The sequence below is a fragment of the Pseudotabrizicola sp. genome (assembly GCF_030656345.1).
GTDB lineage: Bacteria > Pseudomonadota > Alphaproteobacteria > Rhodobacterales > Rhodobacteraceae > Pseudotabrizicola.
The window spans coordinates 43,620-64,700 of the sequence record NZ_JAUSNR010000015.1 but is presented as its reverse complement, the minus strand read 5'-3'; the positions used below and the strand labels follow the sequence as shown (position 1 = coordinate 64,700).

The following is a 21,081-nucleotide window of genomic DNA, read 5'->3' as shown; positions in this document are numbered from 1 at the left end:
CCCCAGTTCAAGTTGGCACGCCGTCTGCTCATAGACATGCGTTCCCAACCCAAACCCCGAAGGAGTTTTTTCCATGAAGCGTTCCATGCAAAAAGGTTTCACCCTCATCGAACTGATGATCGTGGTGGCCATCATCGGTATTCTGGCTGCTGTGGCCCTGCCGGCTTATCAGGACTACACCAAGCGCGCCAAGATGTCGGAAGTGATTCTGGCAGCCTCGGCCTGCCGAACGAGCGTCACTGAAATTTACCAGACGAGCTTGTCCGCTTCGCTGCCTGCTGCCGGTGCATGGGGTTGCGAGGCTTCGGTGAGCACGTCTACGTACGTTGCTCAAATCGCCACCAATGCTGCTGGTGCCGTGCAAGCTACGTCGCAAAATATCGGCGCTGGAGCAAATGGCACCATCATTCTGCGACCTGTCCTTAATGGCACTGGTGACGCGGTTACCGGCTGGCTGTGCGGTCCTGGATCTGTCGATGCCAAGTTCCTGCCAGGCTCTTGCCGCGATACGACGGTCGCTGCAACGACTGGTCCCTTCGTCGCAACCACGCCTTAAACGCAACGATAGGACCGTCCTTGACTCAGTTTGGTCCTGAAAAGAAAGACGCCCCAATGGGGCGTTTTTCTTTGTTCAATTTACTCCCGTCTATCACTCTTGTATTCTTTCTGGCTGGCTGGCTTAACACGACCCATGTAGCGCCATGGGTCAGTTGGCACGCGGAAGTACCGTTCTTCTTTGTCATCTTGTCGATGGGTTGGATTGGCGTTGTCAGATTGTCTCGCCAAGCCTCGACATCGCGACTTCCCATACCTGCATTGATCTGGCCATTTGTGGGCCTGCTTTTCATTGCGTTGATTCAATACGCCGTCGGCACTCTGTTCTTCTTGGGCGACTTCTTTGTATTTGTTTTCTACCTCGCGCTGTGCTCGATCTCCATCCTTCTAGGCTTTGCGCTTACAGGACCTGAGTTTGAGCCAAACTCATCAAAGCCCTGGCTAAGCTACGCTGAGTGGTTGGCAGTCTCCGTGCTTTTTGGAGGCTTGGCATCGACCCTCGTAGCCTTGGGTCAAGTACTCGAAGTTTGGCAATCTTCGTCGTGGGTATTGCCGATACCGGATACACGGCGCCCAGGGGGCAATCTCGGCCAACCCAATCACCTCGCCACACTGATCGTGATGGCAATAGCAAGCGCAATGTTTCTTCAAGCAGTCAAGCGCTTGGGGAACACGGTCACAATGTTGCTGATGATATTGTTGGCAGGATGCTTGGCGGTCACAGAATCGCGCACGGGGGCATTGAGTCTGTTTTCATTGATGGGTTGGTGGTGGTGGAAACAATCCGAGGTGGCGCAGAGAGTATCTCGCTTGTGGGCGGCGGCTGTCGCAGCCATTTTCGTAGCAATGTTCCTGCTTTGGCCTTCGGCGCTTGGATACATTCGATTTGAGGCGGGCACGTTGACCGCGCGATTGGGATCGGGTGGTTCTAGAGAGGGTCGAATGGATGTGTGGCCCCAATTGATCGAGGCTGCGCTCCAGCGTCCTTGGTGGGGATGGGGCGCTCGACAAACTTCAGAGGCCCACAACGGGGTTGCACATTTGTACCCTTACAGCATGCCATTCAGCTATGGCCACAATCTGTGGCTCGACTTGGTTATTTGGTTCGGATTTCCAATCGCTGGTCTTTTGACAGTAGCTAGTGCTATTTGGTTGTGGCGTCGAACAGGTGCAACCCAGTCCCCCGTATCTTGGTACGGCTTTGCAATTGCTGTACCTTTGTTTGTGCATTCGATGTTCGAGTTTCCGCATGCCTATGCGTATCTATTGGTTCCTGCAATGCTGGGGCTGGGCGCCGTAGAAAAAGAACTTGGCGGAGGCAGACTCTTTCAGCTGGGCGTAAAGCCTGCCGTTGGAGCGCTGCTGGTTACAAGCATTCTGACTGCTTGGTCGGTAGTTGAGTATTTTCAGATTGAAGAGGATTTTCGGGTAGCTCGCTTTGAGCTCTTACGAATTGGCCATACGCCAACAGAGTACACACAACCTGAGGTGCACCTGCTTACTCAACTGGGTGCCTTAACAAGTGCGGCCCGCATAGATCCCAAGCCAGACATGGCGCCCGAACACATGTTGATTCTGAAGAAGGTGGCGCTTCACTACCCTTGGACTGGAACCCAGTATCGATACGCCATGGCTTTGGCGCTCAACGGCAATTCAGATGAGGCTAACAGACAGCTTCAGGTGATTCGATCGCAGTACGGCGAAGAAACGTACGTGAGACTGCTCGCTGAAATCCAGAAGAAACAACTCTTGCTCAACACAAATGAGTCGAGCGTTCTTCGTCATTTGCCCTAATTTTCAGGGCCTGCGCGAATAGAGGCGTATGGAAATGCTGGCATGCTTACGCTAGCCCAAGAGAATGGATCGCTGGTCAGCGCATGGGCTCAATCCGCTACAAACTGCCCACTTTTCCCCCCAACCTTCTCCATCAACCGAACCCCCCCAATCACCATCCCCCGATCCACCGCCTTGCACATATCGTAAATGGTGAGCAAGGCTACCGACACCGCGGATAAGGCTTCCATCTCCACGCCGGTCGGGCCGGTGCATTCGGCGGTGGCGCGGCACAGCACGCAGTGGGTGTCGGGTTCGATCTCGAAATCCACCGCAACACGGGTCAATGCGACCGGGTGGCACAGGGGGATGAGGTCGCTGGCTTTTTTTGCGGCTTGAATGCCGGCGATTCGGGCGATGCCGAGCACGTCGCCTTTTTTGGCGTTGCCGGCCTGGATCAGTTCCAGGGTGGCGGGCAGCATGGTGATGCGGCCTTCGGTCACGGCGACGCGGCGGGTGTTGGCCTTGTCGCCCACGTCGACCATGTGGGCCTGGCCTTGCGCGTCAAAGTGGGTGAGCGGGCTGGCTGCAGCGTCTGCGGGGGGCTGGTTTGTAACGGACATCGGGTGTGTTTTGCGTGGGCTTGACTGAACCGGGGCGGCTTGGCGGCATCATACGGCGATGCGTTTCACACCCTTGCCCGCGTTGTTGAAGACTTCTCCCTCGGTGCGCCGACCTGTGCCGTGGGCCTGCGGGCTGGTGGTGGTGGCCTCGGCGCTGATGCCGATTTCGCTGTCCAGTGCCCAGGTGGTTTCCGATCCCGCGAACACGTCGGCACTGCCCAGCCTGGGTGATGGTGAAGGCATTTCCATCTCGGCAGAGCGCCGGCTCGGCGACCGCATCGCGCGATCCATCTACCAGGACCCCGATTACCTCGACGATCCCTTGCTGGTCGACTATCTGCAGTCGCTCTGGCAGCCCCTGCTGGGTTCGGCGAGGGCGCGGGGCGACGTGCCGCCCGAACTGGCCGAGCGCATGGCCTGGGAGTTGATGATTTCGCGCGAGCGCACGGTCAACGCGTTTGCCCTGCCGGGCGGTTACCTGGGTGTGAACCTGGGCTTGTTGGCGGTGACGGAGCGGCCCGAGGAAGTGGCCTCGGTGCTGGCGCATGAGCTCAGCCACGTGTCGCAACGCCACATTGCCCGCCTCATGTCGCGCGACGAGCGCATGGCACCCTGGATGATGGGCGCGATGATCCTGGGTGCACTGGCGGCCGGGTCGAATGCGCAAGTGGCCAGCGCCGCCATCGCGGGCAGCACGGCGGTCGCCGCCCAGAACCAGTTGAATTTCTCGCGCGACATGGAGCGCGAGGCCGACCGTGTGGGCTTTGGCGTGCTCTCGGGCGCCGGGTTTGATCCCCAGGGGTTTGTGAGCATGTTCGACAAGTTGCAACAAGCCTCGCGCCTGAACGACGACGGCTCGTTTCCCTACCTGCGCAGCCATCCGCTGAGCGGCGAGCGCGTCGCCGACATGCGCGCCCGGCTGCCCCAGGGCCCGGTGGCGACGAACCCCTTGCCGGCCGCCAACCCCGCCGCTCCAGCGACCCCGCCGCCTTCCACCCTCAATCTGGATCTGCCCGGTGTTCGAGCAGGCACCACGGGGGTTCCTGTGGTCACAGGCCGACCGGGCCCGAGTGTAGAACTGCACACGCTCATGTCGTCGCGTGCGAGGGTGCTGGCCGAGAACGGACCCGATCGCATGCGAAGCTGGTTGCAGGTGGGCCAGGGCCCCAACGCCAGGTCGGGGGAACGCTACGCGGCCGCCTTGTCTGCTGTGCGTCTGGGCCAGCGGGACAAGGCACTGGAACTGGCGCAGAAGCTGCGCGACACGGTAGCGCCCGACGCGCGTTTTGCGGCCGATGCGTTGATGCTGGAGTTGCTGCTTTCGCCCGCCACCACCCCGGCCACGCCCGCGCAGACGGCTTTGCTGGCCGAGCTGCGCGACCGTTCACTGGAGGGCGCGTCGCGCGCCGCCGTCATGCTCGGTGCACAGGCGGCCATTGCTTCGGGCCAACCGCAACGCGCGGTGACCCGGCTTCAAAGCTGGGTGGTGCTGCAGCCGCGCGACGCGCTGGCCTGGCAGACCCTGGCCCGGGCTTACCAGGTTCAGGGCCAGTCCTTGCGTGCTGTGCGGGCCGAGGCCGAAGCGCGCGCCGCGCAGCTCGACTATTCGGGCGCGGTGGACCGTTTCCGGGCGGCGCAGTCTTTGCCCGTGGCCGAGCGCAGCGCCGATTCGATGGAGATGGCCATCGTCGACAGCCGCCGGCGTGACGTGGAACTGCTGCTGCGAGACAGCGTGAAAGAAGAGGAAGACAGCAAGCGCTGAGGTGGGCTGCGACCCGCGCAGCGGCCAGTCAGAGAACGGCTTTGACCGTCGCGTCCACCACCAGCATGAGCGCCGAGTAGATCAGTGAGCCCAGCATGGCGGCCCAGAAGCCGTTCACGCCGAAGCCATCCATGAGGCTGGCCGCGGCCCAGAACAGCAGCGCGTTGATGACAAACAGGAACAAGCCCAGCGTGATCACCGTCACCGGCAGGGTGAGGATCACCAGCACCGGGCGCAGCACCACGTTGAACAGACCAATCACCGCCGCGGCGATGAGCGCGGCGGTGAAGCTCTGGATCTGCACGCCGGGGTACAGGTAGGCCACCAGCAGCATCGCGCAGGCTGCGAGCAGCCATTTGAGGATGAGCTTCACGGGGTCAGCAGCCGGTTGGTCAGTGTGCCGGAGCGGCCTTGGCCTGGCGCGAGGCCACGTACTTTCCGACCACCAGCACCAGCAAGGCACCAGCGACCGAGGCGCCGTACTTCACCACATCGTCCTGTGGCAGCTTGAGCATCCACTGCCACTTGTCCGGGTTGGCCATCACCGGGTCGGACACCAGCATGCCGCCGGCGATCCAGCCCAGCAGCATGCCGCCGGCCGTGATGATGATCGGGAAGCGGGCCATCAGCTTGATGACCAGCTGGCTGCCCCAGACGATGATCGGGATCGAGATCAGCAGGCCCAGCACGACCAGCAACATCTGGTGTTCGCCAGCGTTCTGTGCGGCGCCGGCAATGGCAATCACGTTGTCCACGCTCATCACCAGGTCGGCGACGATGATGGTCTTGATGGCGGCCAGCAGCTTGTCGCTGGTGGCCATTTCGCCGTGGCCCTCCTCGTCAGGCGCGAGCAGCTTGACACCAATCCACACCAGAAGGATCGCACCGACGAACTTGAGCCACGGCAAGGCCAGCAGCGTCATGGCGAAGAAAATCAGGATGACGCGCAGGACGATGGCACCCGCCGTGCCCCAGATGATGCCTTTGGTGCGTTGTTTTGGCGGCAGCTTGCGGCAGGCCAGTGCGATCACGACCGCGTTGTCACCCCCCAGCAGGATGTCGATCATGATGATCTGCCCGAGGGCGATCCAGAAAGGCAGCGAAGTCAGGAAGTCCATAAATTTTCTTGGTCAAGTATTGGGAAGAGCAGGGCGCAAGACACCTCGTGATGACCAGGAACAACCTACTCGCCTGCGCGGGCGCCGGAGCGTGATTGTAGTGGTGGGCGCCCATTTGCCCCAGTAAGCAGTTCCCACAGCAGCCGCGAAACGATGACCCCTGCGCGCCGGAGGCAGGCCGATCTGGCTATCATCGGCCTCCCTCAAGAGACCCCCATGGCCGGCATCCACATCACCGACATTGAAGCCGCGATCAACCACTGGCGCGACAAGTCTCCGTCGCCCGACGGCGTTTCCTTGCCCAAACCCACGCGCGCGCTGGCCGAGGTGTACGCCCTGATGGTGTTCTTTCACGAAGTCGAGGCAGACGAAGCCACCTTGCCAGCCGCCGCACACGAAGCCTGGCTGGCCTGGTACGACACCACGCCCGACACACCGTGTATTGCCATCTGCTCCACCAGCCAGGGCGACGAAGTGTGCAAGGGCTGCGGCCGCCTTTTTGACGAGGTGCAGCGCTGGACCGAGATGTCGCCCGGCGAGAAGCGCGCCACCTGGCGCCGCATCACCATCGAAGACGACGCCTGGCGCTTCAACCGCTACGCGGAGCGCGCCCGTTGATATGACCAGCTCGGCTCACGCCGGGACGGTGTAGTTGGCCTGGGTCAGGTGGTCCACGCGACAGCTGAAGTCACTCACCCAGTCGATGAACTCGCCCACGGCCGCGCCTGCCAGCGGTGCGCCGTGCTGCGGCACGATCATGCGGATCGGCAGCGTGCGCGCCATGTGGGCCCACAGGCGCAGCACCTTGCCCGACACCATGTAGCGCCGATGAAAGCGTTCCATTCGGGGAATGTGCCCCGCCAGCGAAGTGACCATGCAGGCGGCATCGGCCGACGAGGCCATCGACACGCCCAGGTCGCCGGCCCGGGTCGGGGAGGCCGACGATATGGCCCTGTGTCTTGCCGGGCTTGCAGAAATGCGGCGCGAAGCGCTCCCACAGGCGTGAGATGTACAGCATGGCCTGGGTGCTGGTCATCCAGCGGTCCAGCGAGGCGATGATGTCCGGATCCGCGTGCGAGGCCAGGATCGCGGACAGCTTGCTCGGTGGGAAGTAGCAGGCCGATGGTCAGCAGCTCCGGAGTCGCGCGGGATGTGCGCTCGCCGGACTCCAAGGGCGTGGGGCTGCCGACCGTTTGAGGCAGGTCAAGCCTTGGTGTCGGGCGACTTCGGCGTCAGACGCGGCGCGCGAGTTCGGCCGCCTTGCCGGTGTAGCTGCCGGGGGTCATGGCCAGCAGCCGCGCTTTTTCCGGCTCGGGAATTTCCAGGCTTTCAATCAGTCCGTGCAAGGCTTCGGCCGTCACGGTCTTGCCGCGCGTGACTTCCTTGAGCTTCTCGTACGCACCCGACACCCCGTAGCGGCGCATCACGGTCTGGATCGGCTCGGCCAGCACTTCCCAGGCCTTGTCCAGGTCGTCGGCCAGCGCTTCCTCGTTGAGCTCCAGCTTGCCCAGGCCCACGCCCATGGAGTGGTAGGCCAGCACCGCGTAGCCCAGGGCCACGCCCATGTTGCGCAGCACGGTGGAGTCTGTCAGGTCGCGCTGCCAGCGGCTGATGGGCAGCTTCTCGCTCAGGTGGCGCAACAGCGCGTTCGACAGACCCAGGTTGCCCTCGGCGTTCTCGAAATCGATCGGGTTGACCTTGTGCGGCATGGTCGACGAGCCGATTTCTCCAGCCTTCAGGCGCTGCTTGAAATAGCCCAGGCTCACATAGCCCCAGATGTCGCGCGAGAGGTCGATCAATATGGTGTTGGTGCGCGCGACCGCATCGAACAGCTCGGCCATGTAGTCGTGCGGCTCGATCTGGATGCTGTAGGGCTGGAAGGTCAGGCCCAGGCCGAGCGGCTCGGGTTGTTCGATCACGTTGCGGCTGAAGGCTTCCCAGTCGAAGTCGGGCCAGGCGCTCAGGTGGGCGTTGTAGTTGCCCACCGCGCCGTTCATCTTGCCCAGCAGTTTCACGCTGGCGATCTTCTCGCGCGCGGCGGCCAGGCGCACCACGACGTTGGCGATTTCCTTGCCCACGGTGGTGGGGCTCGCGGTCTGGCCGTGGGTACGGCTGAGCATGGGCACGGCCGCAAACGCGTGGGCCATCTCGCGCAGTTTCGAGATGACCGCGTCGAGCGAAGGCAGCAGCACCGCATCGCGCCCGCCCTTGAGCTGCAGTGCATGGCTGGTGTTGTTGATGTCTTCGCTGGTGCAGGCAAAGTGCACGAACTCGGCCGCCTTCTCCAGCTCGGGCCGGGCTTCGAACTTGGACTTGATCCAGTACTCCACCGCTTTCACGTCGTGGTTGGTGACCTTTTCGATGTCCTTGATGGCCTGGCCATCGGCCTCGCTGAAGTTTTTCACCAGGCCCATGAGGTAGGTGCGAGCACCCGGAGACAGCGGTTTGAACTCGGCGAGACCGGCGTCGGACAAGGCAATGAACCACGCGATTTCCACCTGCACGCGGCGGTGCATGTAGCCCAGTTCACTCATGAACGGGCGCAGCTGGCCCAGGCGGCCGGCGTAGCGGCCGTCCAGCGGAGACAGGGCAGAAATGGGGGACAAGACCGCTGACGGTGCGGCGGCAGAGGGCGTGGAGGCTGAAGCCGATGGGGTGGTGGGGCGCATCCGGCGATTGTAGGAGGCGGGGCTTTCAATCGGCCTTGTCAGTCGGACCGAAGGCCGGGCTGGCTAAAATCGCCTTCCCACGGGCAACCGTCTTCACCCACCTGTCCTCCATGAAACTCATCGGCGCCATCCCCAGCCCTTACGTGCGCAAAGTGCGCGTCGTCATGGCCGAGAAGAAGCTGGATTACCAGTTCATCCTCGAAGACGTGTGGTCGGCCGACACCCAGATCGCCACCTCCAACCCGCTGGGCAAGGTGCCCTGCCTGGTCATGGAAGGCGGCGAAGCGGTGTTCGATTCGCGCGTGATCGTGGAATACCTCGACACGCTCTCGCCGGTGGGCAAGCTGATCCCGACACAAGGCCGCGAACGCGCCGAGGTGAAGACCTGGGAAGCCCTGGCCGATGGCCTGCTCGACGCCGCCATCCTCGCGCGCCTGGAATCCACCTGGCCCGGACGCACCGGCGAGCAGCGCAGCGACGCCTGGATCGACCGCCAGATGGCCAAGATTGAAGCGAGCCTGAAAAGCATGAGCCAGGGCCTGGGCGAAAAGCCTTTCTGCTCGGGCATCCACTTCAGCCTGTCGGATGTGGCCGTGGGTTGTGCGCTGGGTTACCTGGACTTCCGCTTCCCGGTGATCGACTGGCGCACGCCGTACCCGAACCTCGCGCGTCTGGCCGAGAAACTTAACCAGCGCCCAAGCTTCGTCGACACGAAGCCGGATTGATTGCGCTCAGGTGTTGGCTCTTCGTTTGAGCCAGCGCATCAAGCTGCCCACCACGGGCAGTTTTTCGTAGAGCTCTTCCGCTGCGTCCCAGTAGTCGCGGTGGTCGCTGATCAAGCCGTCGGCTGTCAACACCAGGTGCGAGCCGCCACGCACCACCTGTTCGGTGGTGGTGTCAAAACGCTTGAAGCGAAAGCGGAACTCCCACACCAGAAAGCACTGCGTGCCGTCCACAATGCGGCTGCTCACCACGAAGCGCGGCTCGTGCAGGCTCTCGAACATGTGCCTGAACACCTGCTCGATCGCGGGGATGCCGTGCACCTCGTTGAACGGGTCCTTGAAGCGCGCATCCGCTGTATAGAACTCGCCGATGCTCGCCACCGATTGCGGCGAGATCGTCTCGAAGTACGCGCAGAGGCGGTCGACCGCTGCGCGGGTGTCGCTGCTCACAGGCCGGTGGCGCGGCGCACCGCGGGAAAGTAGGCGCGGTAGGGCAAGAGGCGCATGAGCTTCATCCAGCGCGTGAAGCGCTTGGGGTAGTGCACTTCAAACACGCCCCGGCCCCAATCGTCGATCATGGCCTGCGCGGCTTGCGGCGGCGTGATGAGTGCGGGCATGGTGAAGTCGTTTTGCGCCGTCAGCGGCGTCTGCACGAAACCAGGATGCACCACGCTCACGCCCATGCCCAGTGGCTCCAGATCGAGGTAGAGGTTCTCCGCCAGGTTGGTGAGTGCGGCCTTGGTCGGACCGTAGGCCAGGCTCTTGGGCAGGCCGCGGAAACCCGCCACGCTGCTGATGAGGCTGATGTGGCCTTTGCCACGTGTGCTCATGGCCGGCACCACCGCATCCATAACGTGCAGCGCTCCGATGTAGTTGATGTCCATGTGCCGCTTGAGATCGGCCATGTCCATTTCGGTGGCGCGCATTTCGCGGTAATGGCCGGCGCAGTACACCACCAGATCGAGCGGCCCCTGGGCCAGGATCTCGCGGGCGGTGGCCGTGACCGCATCCGCGTCGGTCACGTCGAGTGGCCAGGCTTGTGCGGTCACGCCGTGCTGCGGCGGGTGGTTGAGAACGAAGCGGTCCAGTGCTTCGCGACTGCGTGCCGACACCAACACCTGCGCGCCGCGCGCGTGCAGGGCCGAGGCAGTGGCCTCACCAATGCCGCTGGAGGCGCCGACCAGCCACACGCGCAGGCCACGCCAGTCGGTGATGGGCGGGTTCATGGGCTTGAACAGCGTGAAGCCGCGCGGGGCGGGTGCCACGGTGGCGGCCGGCATCGGCGACTCGACGAATGCGCGCGGCGTGCTCATGGCGCGCGCCTCACGAACGACAGAGTGACCTCACCGAGGCGGATGCCGAACTTGCTCATTTCTGCCTTGTTGAGCATCACACGCTCATCCATCAGGTACATCCAGTCGTCGAACTGCACCTCGTAGGTTTTGCCATCGACGGGCAACAGCAAGGTGTAACCCCAGCGGAAGGCGTTGCCTTTCTGTTCGCCACGCGCGGTGCCCACCACGTCGTCGGCCGTGCCGCTGAACTGCCCGTTGCCCAGGTGCTTCATGCGCCAGATGCGCTTGCCGGTGGTGCCGTCGCTGTAGTTGAAGGTCTCGTCCAGCACGCCGTCGTCGCCGTTCCAGGTGCAGACCATCACCACGGTGAAGCGCTTGACCACCGCACCCGAGCGGTCGGTGAACACGCCGTAGGCGTCCAGCGTGCCGTTGAAATAGGTGCGCAGATCGAGCAGCGGCTTTTCGCTCGCGTACTGGCCGATCTGCGGGCCGGCACAGCCCGCGAGGGCGGCAGCGGAGGTGATGCCGGCGGCGAGCAAGAGTCGTCTTTGCATGGTGGGGTCTCAGGAAGTGGTGGATGTTTGCGGAAGCAGGGCCGCGCGCTGCTCGGGCCGGATCACAAGCGCGTAGAGCGCGCTGCCGGCCAGCAGCTTGAGCACACAGGGCAGCAGGCAGTAGGCGATGGTCAGCGTCTGCAGGGCGGCCGGGTCGCGTGCGCCGGGCTCGTAGCCGAACAGCGCGAGTAGCGGTAGCGCCAGACCGGCGGCCAGCGCCAGGTTGAGCTTGGTGGCAAAGCTCCACCAGCCGAAGTAGGCGCCTTCGCGCTGACCGCGTTCACCCAGCTGGCCGATGAGGCCGGCGAGCATGGCGCTGGGCAGGGTGAGGTCGGTGCCCAGGGCAATGCCGGAGAGCGCGCAGACGATGAGGAAAGGCACCACGTCGCCCGCACCCAGCGTGGCGGCCCAGATGAACACCGCCACGGCCAGCGCCATGCCCACCAGCCAGGTGCGCGCCAGGCCGATGCGCCCGACCAGCCGCACCCAAAGCGGAATCGACAGCGCAGCAAACAGGAAGTAGGTGGCGAGAAACGCGGGCTCCACCGAGGGCGAGGCCTGCAGGCGGTCCTGCACGAAGAACAGCACCAGCGTGGCGGGCACGGCGCTGGCGGTGCCGTTGATCACGAACACCGCGAGCAGGCGCAAAAATGCGGGTTGGCGCAAGGGTGAGGCGCCGAGCTTCAGGACGGGCCCCGCGGCTTTCAATGCGATCGGTGTGGCCGAGCGGCTCCACGCCCACCAGCCCAGCGTGAGCAAGACGGCGAAGGTGGAGACGGTCGCGCCCAAGCCGAGCGTGGCCGGCAGCACTGCAGCGATCAACACGCCCAGCAGGGACAAACCTTCGCGCCACGCCACCACGCGGCTGCGCTGCGCTTCGTTGCCGCCCAGGCGCGCGCCCCACGACTGGTGGGCGACGGCCACCACGCTGTAGGCGGTGTAGGTGATGGCCATCAGCAGGCCGGCCCATGCCAGCAGCACGGTGGTGCCTGCCTCACGCACGGCCGTGGGCGGAAACAGCAAGCCCCACAGCCCCAGCGCCAACACCACCGCAGCCACGGCGGATGCTGCGAGCACGGCGGCAATGGAGCGCGAAAAGAGGCGGTCGCACCAGCGCCCGATGATCGGATCGAGCACCGCGTCCACCAGGCGCGCGGCCAGCAACACGAGGCCGAGCAGGGCCAGCGGTGCGCCAAATTCGCGGGCGTAGTGGTTGGGCAGGATCACATACAGCGGCAGCGCCACGAAGGCCAGCGGCAGGCCGAGCAGTCCGTAGCCCAAGCCGCGCCGCCAGGCACCCGCGCCGATGAAGCGGCTGGCCGGCTCAACCGGGGTGGCTGCCGCCGAGGTCATGGCGTGCGGGCCGCGCCGGTGATGCCCTGGATCAACGTGTCGCGCATGCGCGGCTGCGAGGTCTTGGGCGATAGCCAGATGCCGAAGAACAGGCGCGAGAACGCGTCGTCCGCCACCTCACCGAGCAGCCTGCCGTTCAAGTAGAAGCGCGCGCCGCTGCCGGGCACGTGCACACCGGTGATGCGGTCGCCGCGCTTCACATCGGGGAACAGGCTGCTCATGGCCTGAGTCCACCGCGTGGCCTGGGCCGGTTCGATGGGGGCCAGGTCCTTCATCTCGCCAATCGATCGCTCGGCAATGTCGGCACCCTTGAAATCCCGCAGGTAAGCCAGCTCCAGGCCGAAGCGCTGGTTCTCGAAGCGACCCGCGTCGAAGCCGGGGAGCGCCCACAGGCTGGCGTCGTACACATCGAAGCCCCAGTAGCGCAGCCGCGCTTTGCCCACAGCAGTCTTGTCCTGCAGGGCCGCGCTGAGGGTGGGCTCGGGCGCCTGCGCAAACGCGGGCGCGCCGGCCAGACTGCCGAGGATCAGAGCGAAGGAAATGACGGCGAGCTTCATGGTGTGGCCCTCAAACCGGCTTGCGCAAGGTGTACTGGACCACGTCGGTGCTGCCCTGCTCGAAGGCGGCTTCGCAGTACGCCAGGTAGAACTCCCAGATGCGCAGGAAACGTTGGTCAAAGCCGAGCTGCAACACCCGTTCCTGCTCGTGCAGGAAACGTTCGCGCCAGATGGACAGCGTGCGGGCGTAGTCCAGGCCAAAGGCGAATTCGTCCACCACCTCCAGGCCGGCCTTGGCGGCCTGCGCGCGGAACTCGCTCGGGCACGGCAGGCAGCCGCCGGGGAACACGTACTGCTGGATGAAGTCGGTGCCCTTGATGTAGCGCTCGAAGTGTTCGTCGTCGATCACGATGCTCTGCACGCAGGCCTTGCCTCCGGGCTTGAGCAGGCGGGCAACGGTCTGGAAGTAGGTCGGCCAGTACTCGCGGCCCACGGCCTCCACCATCTCGATAGAGCAGATTGCGTCGAACGGTGCGTCGTTGATGTCGCGGTAGTCCTGCAGGCGCAGATCGGCCCGGTCCGCGCAGCCAAGGCGCTGCATGCGCTCGTTGGCGAATTCCAGCTGCTCGGTGGACAAGGTCACACCCGTGACGTGCGCGTCGAACTCGGTGGTGGCCTTCTCGGCCAGCGCGCCCCAGCCGCAACCGATCTCCAGCACGCGGTCGCCCGGCTTCACGTCGGTCATGCGCAGCGCTCGGCGCACCTTGGCGTGCTGCGCGGCCTCCATGGTCTGGTCGGGGCTCTCGAACAGGGCCGACGAGTAATTCATCGTGTCGTCCAGCCACAGGCCGTAGAACGCGTTGCCCAGGTCGTAGTGGGCGTGGATGTTCTTGCGGCTGTTGGTCTTGCTGTTGCGGTTGAGCAGGTGCTTGACGCGGTAGGCAAAACGCCCGAGCCACGAGCCGTAGATCACGTCTTCCACCTCGCGGCGGTTGGCCACCATCAGCGAGAGCAGCGCGGGCAGGTTCGATGTTGTCCAGTCGCCGGCGATGTAGGTTTCGGCAAAGCCGATGTCGCCCGACTTGAGCGAGGCCGAGCACACGTTCCAGTTGTTGAGCTTCATGCTCGCGTGCGGGCCGTCGACCTGGCCGAAGCGCTGCACGGAACCATCGGGCAGTTGCAGCGTGAGGCTGCCGTGCACCAGGCGCTGCAACAGTTGCAGCGTGGTGCGGGCGGCGGCGGGTGCGTTGCGCGGCAGCGAGAAACCGGCGGGGCTGGTGGAGGCGGTGGAGCTGTTCATGGGTGGCTGTGTTCGGCGTTCACGGGAGAGGCCGGCAGTGCGGCGGCGGTGACGAATTCGCCCGGAGGCGGTGGCTGGCGGAAGAAGGGCGCGCTCTTGATCCACAGGCGCACGGCCTGCCAGTGGATGCGCGCCATGACGCCGAAAGTCATGGCGGGGTAGGACCACAGCGCGCGGCGCAGGCTGCGCGCATTCAGGGGCTGCAGTTCGCCGCTCACGCTGGTGTTGAGCAGTGGCTCGCTGTCTGCGCCTGCACCGAGGTCGTCGAAGTAGTCGATGCGCGCCACGGTGCGCGGCGTGGCGCCTTCGGCGCGCATGAAGACAAAGCGGTAGCGCCCGCGCACCGGACAAAACGGCGACACGTGGAACACCTTGCTGGCCTCGACGGGCTGCCCGTAGTGCGGCTCATCCAGCAGGTAGCAGTGGCGTTCGCCAAAGGTGTTGTTCACCTCGGCCAGTACTGCGCGCAGCGTGCCATCAACCCGGTGGCAGTACCAGAAGCTCACCGGCTTGAAGGTGTAGCCCAGCACGCGCGGGTAGGTGTGCAGCCACACCTCGCCCTGCGCGTCGTCGATGCCGTGCTGTTGCAGGAGTTCGTCGAGCCATTTCAGGCTGTCGGCGCGGCCATCGCCGTGGTCGGCGTCGTTGAAGCTGAGTGCCGCGCGGCGGTTGCGGGCCAGCGCGCCCGGGCCGTGCTGGCGCAGGCTGCGCATGGGCAGCATCAGGAAATAGGTGGGGTAGGCGAAGGCGTTGCGCTGCGGGCGGTGGCGCGTGTGGCGCACCTGACCAAAACCGATCTGTGCGACCGGCGCCGTGTTCATGCAAACACCCCGGGCAAGGCGGCGCGCTGGGCGTCGACGCGCTGCGTCATGGGCACGAGCTGATGCGCATCGATCAGCGCGCGCGCCGCGTGCAGGCCCGACTTCAAGCCGTCTTCGTGGAAGCCGTAGCCGGTCCACGCGCCGGCAAAGTACGTGTTGAGCTGACCCTGTATGGCCGGCACACGGGCTTGCGCGCGGATGGCGGCGAGGTCGAACACCGGATGGTCGTATTCGTACTCGCCCACCACGTGTTTCGCCGCGATCTCGCGCTGCGGGTTGAGCGACACCACCACGGGTTGCGTCACCGGCAACGGCTGCAGGCGGTTGAGCAGGTAGTGCAGGCAGACCTGCGCGGATTCCACGCCTTTGCTGGGTGCGCGTTCGTAGTTCCATGCGGCCCAGGCCAGTTCGCTCCTGGGCAGCACCGAGGCGTCGGTGTGCAGCACCGCGCGGTTGGGCTGGTAGCGGATGGCGCCGAGCACCTCGCGCTCGTCTGCCGAGGCCTCGCCACCGAGCAGGCGCAGGGCTTGGTCGCTGTGGCAAGCCAGCACGATGGCGTCAAACCGTTCCACCTGTCCTTCGGTCACCACGCGCACGCCCTGAGCGTCGCGCAGCACCTGCTGCACCGGCGCGTTCAGGCGCTTGTCGGCGATGTTGTCGGTGATCTTCTGCACGTACTGGCGCGCGCCGCCGTCCACCGTGTACCACTGCGGGCGGTTGGTCACCTGGATCAGGCCGTGGTTGTGGCAGAAGCGGACCATGGTGGCCACCGGGAAGGCCAACATCTGGTCGGTCGGGCAGCTCCAGATGCAACCCATCATGGGCAGGAAGTACCAGTCGCGGAACTCGTCGGAGAAACCTTGGGCCTTCAGGAAGTCGCCGAGCGGCTGCAGCAGCGGGCTGTTGTCCCGCAGGTCTTCGCCCTGCTCGGCCAGCCGGGTGGTGACGCGGTTGAAGCGCACGATGTCGGCCAGCATGCGCAGGAAGCGTGGGTTGAACAGGTTGCGGCGCTGGGCAAACACGGTGGAGAGGTTGCAGCCACTCCATTCCAGCGGGCCGCCGCCGGGCGCGGCACCCGGGGCCTGCACCGAGAACGACATGTCGGACTTGGCAATCGGCACGCCCAGCTGGGCGAACAGCGCCAGCAGGTTGGGGTAGGTGCGTTCGTTCAGCACCAGAAAGCCGGTGTCCACGCCGAAGGTGGTGGCCACGCCTTGCGCGTTCGGCAAGGTCATGTCGACCGTGTGCGTGTGGCCGCCGAAGTAGTCGCCCGCTTCAAACAGCGTGATGTCGGCCAGACCTTGCAGCGTGTGCGCCGCGGCCAGGCCCGAGATGCCCGAGCCGACGATGGCCACGCGCGGTGGTCGGGCGTCGCCCCGTACGGGGTGGGAGGGGGTGGAGATGAGGTCCGTGAACATGGTCGGGCCTCAGTGGGAGCCAGCGGTGCTGGTCGGGATACAAAAGACTGCGAAGCGCCCCGAAACGAACAAGGGAGGGAGGGAGGAGGAGGAGAAGCGCCTCGGGATTTCAGGCCGGTCACAAGGACCGGACAGGCTTCGCAGTGCAAAACGGAATTCGGTGGCCGGCTGCTCAATCGGCGTGTCGGTTGAGAGAAAAACACGCCCAAAAAAGTTCCGGACGGGTGTCCGGGGGCTGTTTTTTCTGTCGGGCGAAGGAGCGTGCATGGCGGTCAAGGGGGTCAAAATAGACTGAACGGTTTTATTGTGACTGATCAGTCACGATTTGGTCGATAGAAATCGCTCGATATCCTTGACGAGTGAAGGGTTTTTCGGATCGAGCGTGCTCGGGTAGCTGCGCACGGTCTGTCCGTCGCGCCCGATCAGGTACTTGTGGAAGTTCCATTGGGGGGTCTCGCCAGTCTTCTGCGCCAGCTGCCTGTAGAGCGGGTTGGCCTCGCGCCCGACCACGCTGGACTTGCTGAACATCGGGAATTTCACGCCGAAGGTGTTTTCGCAGAAGTCGGCAATGGCCTGGTTGTTGCCCGGTTCCTGGCGCCCGAAATCGTTGGCGGGGAAACCCAGCACCACCAAACCCCGGGATTTGTATTTCGCGTACAGCGCCTCAAGCCCTTCGTACTGGCCAGTGAAGCCGCAGAAGCTGGCGGTGTTGACCACCAGCACCACCTGCCCGCTGTACTGGCACAGCGACTGGGGCTTTTCGTCCTGCAGGCGGTCAAAGCGGTGCTGCAGCAGGGCCGGGCAGGTCGGGGTGGCGACAGGCTGGGGCGCCTGGGCTTGCGCCGCCGGGCCCAGCAGCGCGCAGACCGCGACCACGCAGCCCGCAGCCCAGCCCTTGAATACACGGGGATTGCCGTGGACAAGCGGTGATTTCATGACAAAAACTCCATAATCTAAAGAAACATTGGATCATTTGTCCATGACAAGCTCAAGCTCCGAAACCCCTGCCGGACACACCATCGCCGACGTCGAACGCGACACCGGCCTGTCCAAAGACACGCTGCGGGTGTGGGAGCGGCGCTATGGTTTTCCGATGCCGGTGCGCGACGCACAGGGTGAACGGCAGTACGACAACGAACAACTGATCCGCCTGCGCCACATCCGCCGCCTCATCGACGCCGGCCATCGACCCGGCGGGGTGGTGGCCTTGCCGCTGGAAGAACTCGTTGCATTGGATACGCACCGGCCGGGCAAGCGGATTCAGGCGCGTGCGCCCGACACAAGCGATGACGTTTGCCCGACCATGGCGCAGTTGCTGCCCATGCTGCGCCGCCAGGACGCCCACGCCTTGCGCCAAGCCATGGCCCAGGCGCTCATGGAGCGCGGCCTGGCGCGTCTGATCACCGACTGCGTGGCGCCAATGAACGTGCAGGTGGGCCAGGCCTGGCTCGACGGCCAGCTGGCGGTGTACGAAGAACACCTCTACACCGAGATCGTGCAGTCGGTGCTGCGCCAAGCGTTGGGCCAGCTGACCCAGGCCCGCGCGCCCACACCGCCGCGCATTCTGCTCACCACCCTGCCGGGCGAGGTGCACAGCCTGGGCCTGCTCATGGCCGAGTGCTTCATGGTGATGGAAAGTTGTCACACCATTCCGCTGGGCGTGCAGACCCCGCTGCCCGACATCGTGGCCGCCACGGCCACCAGCGGCGCCGACATCGTGGCGCTGGGCATCACGGCGGCGCAAAACCCGCGCGATGTGCGCGCCGCGCTCGAGCAGTTGCGCGAGCGCCTGCCGCCGCGCGTGGAAATCTGGACCGGTGGCCAGAGCCCGGCCTTGCTCAAGCCCCAGCGAGGTCGCCTGCCCGGGACCGGCCCGTTCTTCTGGCCCATGGCCCGCTTGCAGGACATTCCCTTGGGCGTGGCCCGCTGGCGTGCGCAGGCCCTGGCGGGTGCCGCATGAGCGGTTTCAAAGGCAACAAGTCAACGTTGCCGCAAAAACCCTGCGCCGCATGCGGACGACCGATGACCTGGCGCAAGAAGTGGGAGCGCAGTTGGGACCAGGTGAAGTACTGCAGCGAACGTTGCCGCTCCGAATCTCCCAAGAAATCTTCATGAATCTACCGACGCCTTTGCCCCGGCCCCTGCGCCGGCTGGTGCTGGTGCTGGGTGACCAGCTCTGGCTGGGCAACCCGGCCCTGGCCGACTTTGACCCCACGCAAGACGCGGTGCTCATGATCGAAGCGCCCGGCGAAGCCAGCCACGTGTGGAGCCACAAGGCCCGCATCGTGTTGTTCCTTTCGGCCATGCGGCATTTCCGGCAGACCCTGGTGCGCAAGGGATTCCCGCTGCGCTACGTGAACCTGGACGACGTGGCGCTGGACCAGCCCGCCACCGCCACACTGCCTGCGCGCCTGCAGCGTCTGCTCGAAGAGTTCCAGCCGCAGGCGCTGTGGCTGTGCGAGGCGGGTGAGTGGCGGCTGCAGCAGGACATTGAAGCCATCGCCACGGCGGCCGCGGTGCCCCTGCGCTGGTTCGACGACACACACTTTTTCTGCAGCCGCCAGCGCTTTGCGCGCTGGACCCAGGGCCGCAAGGAATGGCGCATGGAGTACTTCTACCGCGAGATGCGCCGCGAGCACGGCGTGCTCATGGACGGCGGACAACCCGTGGGCGGGCAGTGGAACTTTGACGCCGACAACCGCAAGAGCTACCCCAAACAGGGGCCGGGGCTGATCACTCCGCCCGCGCAGTTTGAACCTGATGCCATCACGCGAGAGGTGATGGCACTCGTGCAGGCGCGCTTTGCCGATCACCCGGGCGAACTCAAGAGCTTTGCCTGGCCCGTCACCGCCGAACAGGCGCGCGAAGCCCTGCGCCACTTTGTGGACCAGCGCCTGGAGATGTTCGGCAGCTACCAGGACGCGATGTGGACCAAGACCCCGTTCGGCTGGCACTCGCTGCTGTCGGTGGCGCTCAACCTGCACCTGATCGACCCGCGCGAGGTGGTGGCTGCGGCCAAAGCCGCGCACCGCGACCGGGGTGTGCCGCTGGCCAGCGTCGAAGGATTCGTTCGCCAGGTGCTGGGCTGGCGTGAGTTCATCCGCGGCGTGTACTGGATGGACATGCCCGGGATGAAAACCGCCAACCACTACGGCCACACACGCCGGCTGCCGGCTTGGTACTGGACCGCACAGACGCACATGGCCTGCATGAAAGACGCTGTGGGCCAGACACTCGAACACGGCTACGCGCACCACATCCAGCGCCTCATGCTCACCGGGCAGTTCGCGCTGCTCGCCGAGGTGGACCCGCAGCCCGTGGCCGACTGGTACCTCGCGGTCTATGTGGACGCCATCGAATGGGTGGAGTTGCCCAACGTGGCCGGCATGGCGCTGTTCGCCGATGGCGGGCGTTTCACCAGCAAGCCGTACGTGGCCAGCGGCCAGTACATCGACCGCATGAGCGACCATTGCAAGGGCTGCCGCTACCAGCCCAAGTTGCGCACAGGTCCGCAGGCCTGCCCGGTGACCACGCTCTACTGGAACTTTCTGGACCGCCACGAGACCGAACTGGGAGCCAGCCCCCGCACCGCGCTGATGGTGAAGAACCTGCAGCGCATGGACCCGGCCGAACGGCAGGCCGTGCGGGACCAGGCCGTGCTGACCCTGGCCCGTCTCGATGATTTGTGAGCGCAACTGCTCTGCCCCCGCATAAAATGCGCCCGTACCGAAAGGCCACCATGCTCTACCCCGAACTCTTCAAACAACTCGAATCTGTGCGCTGGGACATGGACAAGGACATTCCTTGGGACCAGTTCGACGCCAGCGCCCTGACCGACGAGCAGGCGCAGACAATCAAGATGAACGCCATCACGGAATGGGCGGCGTTGCCGGCGACCGAGATGTTCCTGCGCGACAACCGCGACGACTCCGACTTCTCGGCCTTCATGTCGATCTGGTTCTTTGAAGAACAGAAACACTCGCTGGTGCTCATGGAGTACCTGCGCCGCTTCCGCCCCGACCTCGTGCCGACCGAGCAGGAGCTGCACGACATCCGCTTCGAGTTCGACCCGGCCCCGCCGCTGGAAACGCTGATGCTGCATTTCTGCGGCGAGATCCGCCTGAACCACTGGTACCGCCGTGCGAGCGAATGGCACTCGGAGCCGGTGATCAAGAAGATCTACGCCACGCTGAGCCAGGACGAAGCCCGCCATGGCGGCGCCTACCTGCGCTACATGAAGCGCGCCATCGGCAAGTTCGGCGACGAGGCGCGTGTGGCCTTCGCCAAGGTGGGTGTGCTCATGGCCAGTGCGCGGCGCACTGCGCAGGCCCTGCACCCGACCAACCTGCACGTGAACAAGGACCTGTTCCCCAACGACACCATCCAGAGCCGCCTGCCCAACCCCGAGTGGCTGGAGCACTGGCTGGACAAGCAGATCGACTTTGATGCCGTGTGGGAGAACCGCGTGGTCGAACGCATCCTGCACAACATGAGCCTGCTCATGGAGCAGAGCTTCAAGACCGTGCAGGAGCTCAACCGCTTCCGCAAGTCGCTCGCGCCGCCGGACGTGATCGCACCGGCCTGAAGTCCACGCGCCAACGAAGAAGCCGCCCCGTGGCGG

General features: G+C 64.7%; 22 protein-coding genes and 1 pseudogene. 9 read left to right on the top strand and 14 right to left on the bottom strand.

Annotated features, from left to right (window positions below; translation table 11 throughout):
• The first annotated feature begins 73 nt into the window (after positions 1-73).
• Positions 74-556, top strand: coding sequence for a pilin (locus Q7J44_RS08255; protein ID WP_304878798.1), 483 nt, complete (start codon positions 74-76; stop codon positions 554-556).
• Between the two features lie 20 nt (positions 557-576).
• A complete protein-coding gene (locus tag Q7J44_RS08250; RefSeq protein ID WP_304878796.1) occupies positions 577-2,349 on the top strand; it encodes a PglL family O-oligosaccharyltransferase in 1,773 nt (590 codons plus the stop codon).
• 89 nt (positions 2,350-2,438) lie between these two features.
• Here the strand turns inward: Q7J44_RS08250 and moaC are convergent, their stop codons facing one another.
• On the bottom strand, positions 2,439-2,951 hold the full coding sequence (gene moaC, locus Q7J44_RS08245) for a cyclic pyranopterin monophosphate synthase MoaC (protein ID WP_304878794.1): 513 nt from the start codon (positions 2,949-2,951) through the stop codon (positions 2,439-2,441).
• Positions 2,952-3,009: 58 nt separating this feature from the next.
• Between moaC and Q7J44_RS08240 the strand changes: the two genes are divergently transcribed.
• Entirely contained in the window at positions 3,010-4,713 is a 1,704-nt protein-coding gene (locus Q7J44_RS08240) for a M48 family metalloprotease (protein ID WP_304878793.1), read from the top strand.
• A 28-nt stretch (positions 4,714-4,741) separates the two neighbouring features.
• Here the strand turns inward: Q7J44_RS08240 and Q7J44_RS08235 are convergent, their stop codons facing one another.
• Positions 4,742-5,086, bottom strand: a complete 345-nt coding sequence (locus tag Q7J44_RS08235; protein ID WP_304878791.1) for a phage holin family protein — start codon at positions 5,084-5,086, stop codon at positions 4,742-4,744.
• Positions 5,087-5,105: 19 nt separating this feature from the next.
• Entirely contained in the window at positions 5,106-5,831 is a 726-nt protein-coding gene (locus Q7J44_RS08230) for a TerC family protein (protein WP_291215611.1), read from the bottom strand.
• 216 nt (positions 5,832-6,047) lie between these two features.
• On the opposite strand from Q7J44_RS08230, the gene Q7J44_RS08225 reads away from it, so the two are divergent.
• Positions 6,048-6,449 carry a DUF3717 domain-containing protein gene (locus Q7J44_RS08225; RefSeq protein ID WP_304780898.1) on the top strand — a complete coding sequence of 134 codons (402 nt, stop codon included), beginning with the start codon at positions 6,048-6,050 and terminating at the stop codon, positions 6,447-6,449.
• A 15-nt stretch (positions 6,450-6,464) separates the two neighbouring features.
• On the opposite strand, the pseudogene Q7J44_RS23280 reads toward Q7J44_RS08225, so the two are convergent.
• Positions 6,465-6,888 (bottom strand): annotated as a pseudogene (locus Q7J44_RS23280) (hypothetical protein).
• Positions 6,889-7,063: 175 nt separating this feature from the next.
• Positions 7,064-8,500, bottom strand: a complete 1,437-nt coding sequence (gene purB, locus Q7J44_RS08215) for an adenylosuccinate lyase (protein ID WP_304878787.1) — start codon at positions 8,498-8,500, stop codon at positions 7,064-7,066.
• A 110-nt stretch (positions 8,501-8,610) separates the two neighbouring features.
• Between purB and Q7J44_RS08210 the strand changes: the two genes are divergently transcribed.
• Positions 8,611-9,225 carry a glutathione S-transferase family protein gene (locus Q7J44_RS08210; protein WP_291215617.1) on the top strand — a complete coding sequence of 205 codons (615 nt, stop codon included), beginning with the start codon at positions 8,611-8,613 and terminating at the stop codon, positions 9,223-9,225.
• Positions 9,226-9,231: 6 nt separating this feature from the next.
• On the opposite strand, the gene Q7J44_RS08205 is transcribed toward Q7J44_RS08210, so the two are convergent.
• From Q7J44_RS08205 to Q7J44_RS08165, 9 genes are all read right to left on the bottom strand, one after another.
• Complete coding sequence (locus tag Q7J44_RS08205; RefSeq protein WP_304878785.1) at positions 9,232-9,672, bottom strand: nuclear transport factor 2 family protein; 441 nt, start codon at positions 9,670-9,672, stop codon at positions 9,232-9,234.
• Positions 9,669-10,535 (bottom strand): SDR family oxidoreductase, encoded by an 867-nt coding sequence (locus Q7J44_RS08200; protein WP_304878782.1) that lies wholly within the window; start codon positions 10,533-10,535, stop codon positions 9,669-9,671. The genes Q7J44_RS08205 and Q7J44_RS08200 overlap by 4 nt, the downstream gene beginning before the upstream one ends.
• On the bottom strand, positions 10,532-11,071 hold the full coding sequence (locus Q7J44_RS08195; RefSeq protein ID WP_304878780.1) for a DUF3833 domain-containing protein: 540 nt from the start codon (positions 11,069-11,071) through the stop codon (positions 10,532-10,534). The genes Q7J44_RS08200 and Q7J44_RS08195 overlap by 4 nt, the downstream gene beginning before the upstream one ends.
• 9 nt (positions 11,072-11,080) lie before the next feature.
• Complete coding sequence (locus Q7J44_RS08190) at positions 11,081-12,424, bottom strand: MFS transporter (RefSeq protein ID WP_304878778.1); 1,344 nt, start codon at positions 12,422-12,424, stop codon at positions 11,081-11,083.
• Positions 12,421-12,981 (bottom strand): chalcone isomerase family protein, encoded by a 561-nt coding sequence (locus Q7J44_RS08185; RefSeq protein ID WP_291215628.1) that lies wholly within the window; start codon positions 12,979-12,981, stop codon positions 12,421-12,423. Before Q7J44_RS08185 ends, Q7J44_RS08190 begins: the two co-directional genes overlap by 4 nt.
• A gap of 10 nt (positions 12,982-12,991) precedes the next feature.
• Entirely contained in the window at positions 12,992-14,221 is a 1,230-nt protein-coding gene (locus tag Q7J44_RS08180; RefSeq protein WP_304878776.1) for a cyclopropane-fatty-acyl-phospholipid synthase family protein, read from the bottom strand.
• Complete coding sequence (locus Q7J44_RS08175; RefSeq protein WP_304878774.1) at positions 14,218-15,042, bottom strand: DUF1365 domain-containing protein; 825 nt, start codon at positions 15,040-15,042, stop codon at positions 14,218-14,220. The genes Q7J44_RS08180 and Q7J44_RS08175 overlap by 4 nt, the downstream gene beginning before the upstream one ends.
• On the bottom strand, positions 15,039-16,460 hold the full coding sequence (locus Q7J44_RS08170) for an NAD(P)/FAD-dependent oxidoreductase (protein WP_304878772.1): 1,422 nt from the start codon (positions 16,458-16,460) through the stop codon (positions 15,039-15,041). Before Q7J44_RS08170 ends, Q7J44_RS08175 begins: the two co-directional genes overlap by 4 nt.
• Positions 16,461-16,778: 318 nt before the next feature.
• Positions 16,779-17,396: a glutathione peroxidase gene (locus Q7J44_RS08165; protein WP_304878770.1), complete on the bottom strand. Its 618-nt coding sequence runs from the start codon at positions 17,394-17,396 to the stop codon at positions 16,779-16,781.
• 43 nt (positions 17,397-17,439) lie between these two features.
• Here Q7J44_RS08165 and Q7J44_RS08160 point away from each other — a divergent pair, with 43 nt between their 5' ends.
• Genes Q7J44_RS08160 through Q7J44_RS08145 form a run of 4 tightly spaced genes read left to right on the top strand, consistent with a single transcriptional unit; the run spans position 17,440 to position 21,045 of the window.
• The gene (locus Q7J44_RS08160; protein ID WP_304878768.1) at positions 17,440-18,420 is read left to right on the top strand and encodes a MerR family transcriptional regulator; all 981 of its coding nucleotides are present in this window, start codon (positions 17,440-17,442) and stop codon (positions 18,418-18,420) included.
• Positions 18,417-18,575: a DUF2256 domain-containing protein gene (locus tag Q7J44_RS08155; protein WP_291215642.1), complete on the top strand. Its 159-nt coding sequence runs from the start codon at positions 18,417-18,419 to the stop codon at positions 18,573-18,575. The genes Q7J44_RS08160 and Q7J44_RS08155 overlap by 4 nt, the downstream gene beginning before the upstream one ends.
• Entirely contained in the window at positions 18,572-20,149 is a 1,578-nt protein-coding gene (locus Q7J44_RS08150; RefSeq protein WP_304878766.1) for a cryptochrome/photolyase family protein, read from the top strand. The genes Q7J44_RS08155 and Q7J44_RS08150 overlap by 4 nt, the downstream gene beginning before the upstream one ends.
• Positions 20,150-20,199: 50 nt before the next feature.
• Positions 20,200-21,045: a hypothetical protein gene (locus tag Q7J44_RS08145; RefSeq protein WP_304878764.1), complete on the top strand. Its 846-nt coding sequence runs from the start codon at positions 20,200-20,202 to the stop codon at positions 21,043-21,045.
• The last annotated feature ends 36 nt before the right edge of the window (positions 21,046-21,081 follow it).